The following is a 6,678-nucleotide window of genomic DNA, read 5'->3' on the forward strand; positions in this document are numbered from 1 at the left end:
CTTAAATCTGTAGGCTTATTAAAGTGCACCTAAAAATAAACAACTGAAGGTTTGGGATGTTAAAACTCAATAAAACCTTCGGTTATTTTTATTTGGAATAGCAAAAGGAGCATCGCTCCATAACTTAATTAGTTATTTTGCGACGCCACCTTTATTAGAAATCTAAAATTGTATTTAAATAAATAATTGTAAAAAAGTTAAACATGTTTTTACAAGAATCAAAACTATGTTTATAATGTTTATAACTTTCTTTCTTTCTATTTAAAGAAATATTTTTAACAAAAATAGGTGCTAAATCATTAGTATCATTATTTACATAAGAAGAAAATCTGAAATAATTATCATCTAATAGGTCTTCTGCCTTACATGAAAAATTCCTATATCTTTCAGGATTATCAAGACTAGGAGCTTCAGGCCACCTAAGTATAATTCCAGAGCTTACTACCTGTTTTTTATAAAGACCATGAATTTTAGAAGCTAGCTCGTTTTTTTCATTGTCACTTAATAAAGACTCTTGAATCATAAATACATAAAGATATAGAATTATTTCATCTGAAGAAAATTTGTTTTCTTTTTCAGAAATGTCTTTAATAAAAATACCATCATCATTATTATATAATTTTTCTAGGTTATTAAAGATTTTAAAGGCTGCATCTTTAAAATGCGATAAATTCGTATTTTTATAAGTTAATATAGAGTTTATATAGCATAAACAAGAAATATCTATATTATCTCTAATTACAGAAGGTGGCATATGATTGATATTTTCAATCATTAATTCAGAAAAATCTACTAGTAATTCCTTAGCTTTCTCCAGTTTTGAACATTCATAAAGAATATTGAAGGCTAAACATATTTTAACTAACTCATCGTGAGAAGTATTATATATTTCTTGTTTTAGACTTGAGAATAGATTCATTATATCTAGAGCAAAGGATTTAAAGTTTTCATTATTGTCTTCCGAAAGTGTAGCACATTTATAATATGCTGCCATAAGAAGAGCTTGTGTTGAAAATTTAAACTTCATATTTTTGTCTGTAAGAAAATATTCTTTTTGGAGAGGATCTGTAGAATCATATTTATCAACAAATACCCCCTCACTATTACGGCAATAAAGAGCAAAAAATTCTAGTTGCTCAATGGATAGGTCAACATAGTATTTGCTAAGTTTATATCTATCCTCGTCAACATCTCTAAATTTTCTATAATAGTCAGATAAGTACAGCAAACTAAGGGTCATATACCCATTAGCACATATGTTTATTTCTCTTTTAAACTTGCGATGATTCCAAAGTAATTTATCTTTTTCTTTCAAAAGTTTTCCGTCGGCTTTTCTATATACACATAATAGTGGAGAAATAACGCTATTTGTGATATCATCATCAGTGGGTAAAGGTTTAATTTTTAAGTTTGCATTTCTAGATATAATTCCACATCCAGAGTGTAGAACTATATGTCTAAGGGACTCTTTAGAAAAATGAAACAATTGACTTTTTATATTGTCATTGTTTAGTATGTTAATTCTTAAAAAAGGTCCTATATATCTCAAAATAACACCACCAGAATATTAGTTATATTTAATAATATGATATGAGAAGTGAAAATGTGCCAAAAACACAATAGTTTTTTTAGGTTAGGAGAATTTATATGAGAGTAGGAAAATTAAATTGGAATGAACTAAAGTACATAATAGATAACCATAAAGGGAAAGAGAGGAAGGAAGTAGAAGTATCTAACGGCATAGGAGAAGATTGTGCCATTATAAATTTTGATAGTAATCAATGCGCAATTTCTACAGATCCTGTAACTGGTGCAGATGAAAATATAGGTAAAATTGCAGTTAACATTAACTGTAATGATATAGCTTCCTGCGGAGTCGAGCCATTAGGAATCTTGGTTACTATACTAGCACCACCAAAGACTACTATACAAGAATTACATGATCTTATGAAAGAAATTCATGAAGAAGCATGTAAAGTAAATGTTCAAATTATAGGTGGCCATACTGAAATAACAGAAGCTGTTAATAAGATAGTGGTTTCGTGTACGGCTATTGGAAAAAGTAATGTTAATAGTGCTATTAGCACGTCAGGAGCAAAAGTAGGGGATAGCATAATAGTTACTAAACAACTATGCCTTGAAGGAACTTCAATATTGGTTAATGATTATGAAGAGAGATGCAGGAGTATATTAACAGATGAAGAGATTGAAGAAGCAAGAGGTTATGTGGAGAGCATAAGTGTAGTGAAAGAAGGGAAAATAGGTGGAATAGCTAAAGCAACATCTATGCATGATATAACAGAGGGTGGAGTTTTAGGAGCATTATGGGAAGTTGCTAATGCAAGTAATGTAGGATTTAAGGTTAATAAATCTAAAATGCCAATTACAGAAGTTACAAGGAAGGTATGTAAAGAATTTAATATAGATCCATTAAGACTAATATCATCAGGTAGTATGCTTATAACTACTGATAATCCAGAAAAGTTGTTAAAATCTTTTGATGATAATGGAATTAAGGCTACTGAAATAGGAGAAATAACTAAGAGTAAAGGTATAGTAATAGATGATAAAGAAATCAATGAAGTAACTCCGCCAGAAGCAGATGAGTTATTTAACATACAGTAGACGTTTAAGAAGGAGAATTTGTAATGAAAAGAGTAATAGTTGCTAGTAATAATCATCATAAAATTGTAGAAATAAAGGAGATTCTTAAAGAGTTTGATTTAGAGGTAGTATCTTTAAAAGAAGCTGATATAGATATAGAGGTAGAAGAAACAGGCACTACATTTATGGAAAATGCATACATAAAGGCTAAGGCAATTCATGAAATTTGTAAAGATGTACTTGTTTTATCTGATGATTCAGGATTATCAGTAGAAGTATTAAATGGAGCTCCGGGAATATATTCTGCTAGATATAGTGGTGAACATGGAAATTCAGTTAAAAATAATAAAAAGTTAATAAGAGAGTTAGAAGGTGTGCCTTTTAATGAACGAAAAGCAAAATTTATATGTGCTATGGTTTTAATAGTTAATGATAAAGATATTATCAAAGTTCAAGGTGAAGTAGGAGGTTTAATATTAGAGAAATACAAAGAGTGTGAAGGATTTGGATATGATCCTCTATTCTATGTGCCAGAACTAAAGGCTACATTTAATGATGTACCTTCTAAAGTAAAAAATGCTATAAGTCATAGAGGAAATGCATTATCCAAGTTAACAGAAGAGATGAAAAAATATTTATAGTTTACATATAATAATTTTACTTGTTATATATTTAAATAGTTCCATGTATAAATATATTTATTTTGCATAGGGAACTATTTAAATTTATTCCGTGTGTAGATTATTAAGTTACATAATTTGTTAAATATATTTAAGTTTATTTTAATATAGTCAGAGAATTTATCAGTAACAATATAAGTCATTAGTATTCCTAAGGTATATAACAGAAAAGAAGGTAAAATAAGGACTTGAAGAGAATTTACAATAAAAACTGTCAAAATTTAATTAAAAACTTCAAAAAAGGTGTTGACTAATTAAAGGGAAATCTGTATAATAAATTTTGTCGTTAAGGTTATTAATCAAATGGCACTGATTAAGATATATCGGGGTGTGGCGCAGATGGGAGCGCGCGTGGTTTGGGACCATGAGGTCGCAGGTTCAATCCCTGTCACCCCGACCATTTTAAATTTAATATATGCGGGTGTAACTCAATGGTAGAGTGCTAGCCTTCCAAGCTAGTTACGAGGGTTCGATTCCCTTCACCCGCTCCAATACATGCGTTTTTAGCTCAGCTGGATAGAGCAACGCCCTTCTAAGGCGTGGGCCAGGGGTTCGAATCCCTTAAGACGCACCATATATGGTGAACGTAGTTCAGTTGGTAGAGCGCCAGATTGTGGTTCTGGTTGTCGTGGGTTCGAGTCCCATCGTTCACCCCATTAAATTTTGGGATATCGCCAAGCGGTAAGGCACCAGACTTTGACTCTGGCATTCGTAGGTTCAAATCCTGCTATCCCAGCCAGATGGTTCACTAGCTCAGTCGGTAGAGCACATGACTTTTAATCATGGTGTCCGGGGTTCGATCCCCCGGTGAGCCACCAAAAATGAAACATGCAGGTGTGGCGGAATTGGCAGACGCACTAGACTTAGGATCTAGCGCCTTAGGCGTGGGGGTTCGACTCCCTTCACCTGCACCAATCATAAAAATAAAAAAATGCGGGAGTGGCTCAGTGGTAGAGCGTCACCTTGCCAAGGTGAACGTCGCGAGTTCGAATCTCGTCTTCCGCTCCAAATGCGGGTGTAACTCAATGGTAGAGTGCTAGCCTTCCAAGCTAGTTACGAGGGTTCGATTCCCTTCACCCGCTCCAAAATATGCGTCTTTAGCTCAGCTGGATAGAGCAACGCCCTTCTAAGGCGTGGGCCAGGGGTTCGAATCCCTTAAGACGCACCATATATCGGGGTGTGGCGCAGATGGGAGCGCGCGTGGTTTGGGACCATGAGGTCGCAGGTTCAATCCCTGTCACCCCGACCACTTTAAATTAAATATGTGCGGGTGTAACTCAATGGTAGAGTGCTAGCCTTCCAAGCTAGTTACGAGGGTTCGATTCCCTTCACCCGCTCCATTTTTTTTATTTTTTGAGAAGATGTTTTATAAGGAATTCATATTTTATTTTTGCACCCATAGCTCAGCTGGATAGAGCGCTGGACTTCGAATCCATCGGTGGCAGGTTCAAATCCTGTTGGGTGTACCATGAATGTAGTGATATCGACGATTTCAGTAGATGAAATCGTTGGTATTTTTTTATTTTATTATTAATTTATGATTAATGATAAAATTTACTCAGGAACAACAATATTAGAGGAAATGATAGAGTGAAAAGTAATAAAAATAAGCACTATTGATTTATTAACTCATTAGTGCTTATTTTAATATTGAAAGTTATTTTTCAACTGTAATTTCCGTATTATGCTTATTTATCAAATAACAATATAAATTCTTAACAAGAATTTTAACAATGTTATATATAGGAACTGCAAGGAAGGCTGCGAAGAAACCTCCAAAGTATACACTTATGGTAACTACTAAAATAGTTGTCAGTGGATGCATATTTAGTTGGTTACCAGTTATATTAGGGGTTATAACATTACCTTCTAACTGCTGAACAATAACTGTAAGAATTATTATTTTAAGTACCATACCAAAGCCCATACTTAAGGATATAAGGATGGCTGGAATAATTCCCAGTATTACACCCAAGAAAGGAATAAAGGCAGTTATAAGAGAAAATAGAGATAGAACAAGAGCATTAGGCATTCCGATGATTACATAACCTATAAACATAAGAACTCCGATGACACAAGCAACCATAATCTGTGAAGTAATGTATTGTTTTAATACTGTATCAATTTCATGGAGTATTTTCAATATAATACTTTTAAATTTTCTTGGAAGAAAGGAAGTAAAATTATTATATATTTTTTTGTCATCTTTAAGTATATAAAACATTATTATAGGTATTAAAATCATCTGAGCTACAAAATTACCTATAGAACTAGCAAATACATATATGTTTTTACTTATGTCTGTAAAAGAATTTACTAAATAGTTAGCGGCTTTTTGAAGTAATTCACCAATATTTAAAAATTCATTAATTTGTGGAAATAGGTAGCTATATTTATCTGCTAAGTCCTGTACGGATTCAATAATAGCTATGGTTAAACTTTCACCTTGAGTAGCTATTATCGATGAAGAATATATAAGCATATATACAATTAATACTATTATCAATAGTATTGAAAGGGCTGTAGCTATTCCACTTGATAATTTCCTGTTTTGAAGAAATCTCTTCACAGGTCTCACTAAATAGTAAAGAAAAATTGCTAAAACTATAGGTATAAACATGGCATTAAGAATTGTAGTTATAGGAGATAGTACAAAATTCATTTTACTGAAGAGTCCTATAGCCAATAGAATTAAATTTATTATTAAAAGAATTTGTATTATTTTAGTAAAGTTTTTATTTTTATTCATTTTTTCCTCCTCTAATTTAAATTTTAGAATAATGAAAACGTTGAGATCTATTTAACTATAATTAAGCTAATGACATTATATACCATAACATAAATAATCAAAAAAATACATGCTAGAAAATTAAAACTAGCATGTTAGTTTTCTAGTTTATTTAGTTGTGCAAGGTAGAAAGAATTTTAGGATATTCTTCATCTACAGCTCTAAATATTATAGAAAGCATTTGGAAAACTAAATCTGCATCAAAGTTATCATTAAATGGAAGAGATACTTTTGCACTTATAATTTCATTATCCTCATAAAAGGATACATATTTATATGTAGAGTTTAATTCATTGAATAAAGCATATAACTTATATTTATCTTGAGCTTTAGATATAGACGCTATATTAAAGCAGAAGATGTCAGCTAATGTATCATCATCTCTTAATGATATAACAGCTCTTCTATCTTGGCCACCTCCAAGAACTGGTTTAGTAACTCCGTTTATAGTGATCTTTTCAGGAAATGAAAAGATGGTAAATTCATCTACATTGAGTCCTTTGTTTAATGGAAGTCTATGTTCTTCTATATATTTTTCAAATTCTATAGCATTATTTCTCATACTATTTCCCCCTTGAATAAAATTCGTTCTGTTAAGTTATATGA

5 protein-coding genes and 13 tRNA genes are annotated in these 6,678 nt (G+C 31.8%); 15 read left to right on the forward strand and 3 right to left on the reverse strand.

Going from position 1 to position 6,678, the window contains the following annotated elements:
• Positions 1 to 154: 154 nt before the first annotated feature.
• A complete protein-coding gene (locus tag B2694_RS00805) occupies positions 155 to 1,549 on the reverse strand; it encodes a hypothetical protein (protein ID WP_346884153.1) in 1,395 nt (464 codons plus the stop codon).
• Positions 1,550 to 1,647: 98 nt separating this feature from the next.
• On the opposite strand from B2694_RS00805, the gene B2694_RS00810 reads away from it, so the two are divergent.
• The 15 genes from B2694_RS00810 (at position 1,648) to B2694_RS00880 (ending at position 4,753) form a co-directional block, all read left to right on the forward strand.
• Entirely contained in the window at positions 1,648 to 2,625 is a 978-nt protein-coding gene (locus B2694_RS00810; RefSeq protein WP_346884154.1) for an AIR synthase family protein, read from the forward strand.
• Between the two features lie 23 nt (positions 2,626 to 2,648).
• Entirely contained in the window at positions 2,649 to 3,245 is a 597-nt protein-coding gene (rdgB, locus tag B2694_RS00815) for an RdgB/HAM1 family non-canonical purine NTP pyrophosphatase (RefSeq protein ID WP_346884155.1), read from the forward strand.
• 363 nt (positions 3,246 to 3,608) lie between these two features.
• Positions 3,609 to 3,684 (forward strand) — tRNA-Pro (locus tag B2694_RS00820).
• Between the two features lie 17 nt (positions 3,685 to 3,701).
• Positions 3,702 to 3,775 (forward strand) — tRNA-Gly (locus B2694_RS00825).
• Positions 3,776 to 3,781: 6 nt separating this feature from the next.
• Positions 3,782 to 3,858 (forward strand) — tRNA-Arg (locus B2694_RS00830).
• Positions 3,859 to 3,864: 6 nt separating this feature from the next.
• Positions 3,865 to 3,940: transfer RNA gene (locus B2694_RS00835), tRNA-His, on the forward strand.
• An 8-nt stretch (positions 3,941 to 3,948) separates the two neighbouring features.
• Positions 3,949 to 4,023: transfer RNA gene (locus tag B2694_RS00840), tRNA-Gln, on the forward strand.
• A 3-nt stretch (positions 4,024 to 4,026) separates the two neighbouring features.
• Positions 4,027 to 4,102, forward strand: a tRNA-Lys gene (locus B2694_RS00845).
• Between the two features lie 12 nt (positions 4,103 to 4,114).
• Positions 4,115 to 4,198: transfer RNA gene (locus tag B2694_RS00850), tRNA-Leu, on the forward strand.
• A 19-nt stretch (positions 4,199 to 4,217) separates the two neighbouring features.
• Positions 4,218 to 4,292: transfer RNA gene (locus B2694_RS00855), tRNA-Gly, on the forward strand.
• 3 nt (positions 4,293 to 4,295) lie between these two features.
• Positions 4,296 to 4,369 (forward strand) — tRNA-Gly (locus B2694_RS00860).
• 6 nt (positions 4,370 to 4,375) lie between these two features.
• A tRNA-Arg gene (locus B2694_RS00865) sits at positions 4,376 to 4,452 on the forward strand.
• A 5-nt stretch (positions 4,453 to 4,457) separates the two neighbouring features.
• A tRNA-Pro gene (locus tag B2694_RS00870) sits at positions 4,458 to 4,533 on the forward strand.
• Between the two features lie 17 nt (positions 4,534 to 4,550).
• Positions 4,551 to 4,624 (forward strand) — tRNA-Gly (locus B2694_RS00875).
• A 52-nt stretch (positions 4,625 to 4,676) separates the two neighbouring features.
• A tRNA-Arg gene (locus tag B2694_RS00880) sits at positions 4,677 to 4,753 on the forward strand.
• 188 nt (positions 4,754 to 4,941) lie between these two features.
• On the opposite strand, the gene B2694_RS00885 is transcribed toward B2694_RS00880, so the two are convergent.
• Positions 4,942 to 6,033 carry an AI-2E family transporter gene (locus B2694_RS00885; RefSeq protein WP_346884156.1) on the reverse strand — a complete coding sequence of 364 codons (1,092 nt, stop codon included), beginning with the start codon at positions 6,031 to 6,033 and terminating at the stop codon, positions 4,942 to 4,944.
• Positions 6,034 to 6,184: 151 nt separating this feature from the next.
• Positions 6,185 to 6,634 carry a YbjN domain-containing protein gene (locus B2694_RS00890; protein WP_035135659.1) on the reverse strand — a complete coding sequence of 150 codons (450 nt, stop codon included), beginning with the start codon at positions 6,632 to 6,634 and terminating at the stop codon, positions 6,185 to 6,187.
• Positions 6,635 to 6,678: the final 44 nt, after the last annotated feature.

The sequence above is a fragment of the Clostridium sp. UBA4395 genome (genome assembly GCF_002390995.1).
GTDB lineage: Bacteria > Bacillota > Clostridia > Clostridiales > Clostridiaceae > Clostridium_J > Clostridium_J sulfidigenes.

Coding starts and splice junctions, on each gene's coding strand:
- rdgB (WP_346884155.1), top strand. CDS start 2,649: ATGAAAAGAGTAATAGTTGCTAGTAATAATCATCATAAAATTGTAGAA.
- B2694_RS00810 (WP_346884154.1), top strand. CDS start 1,648: ATGAGAGTAGGAAAATTAAATTGGAATGAACTAAAGTACATAATAGAT.
- B2694_RS00885 (WP_346884156.1), bottom strand. CDS start 6,033: ATGAATAAAAATAAAAACTTTACTAAAATAATACAAATTCTTTTAATA.
- B2694_RS00890 (WP_035135659.1), bottom strand. CDS start 6,634: ATGAGAAATAATGCTATAGAATTTGAAAAATATATAGAAGAACATAGA.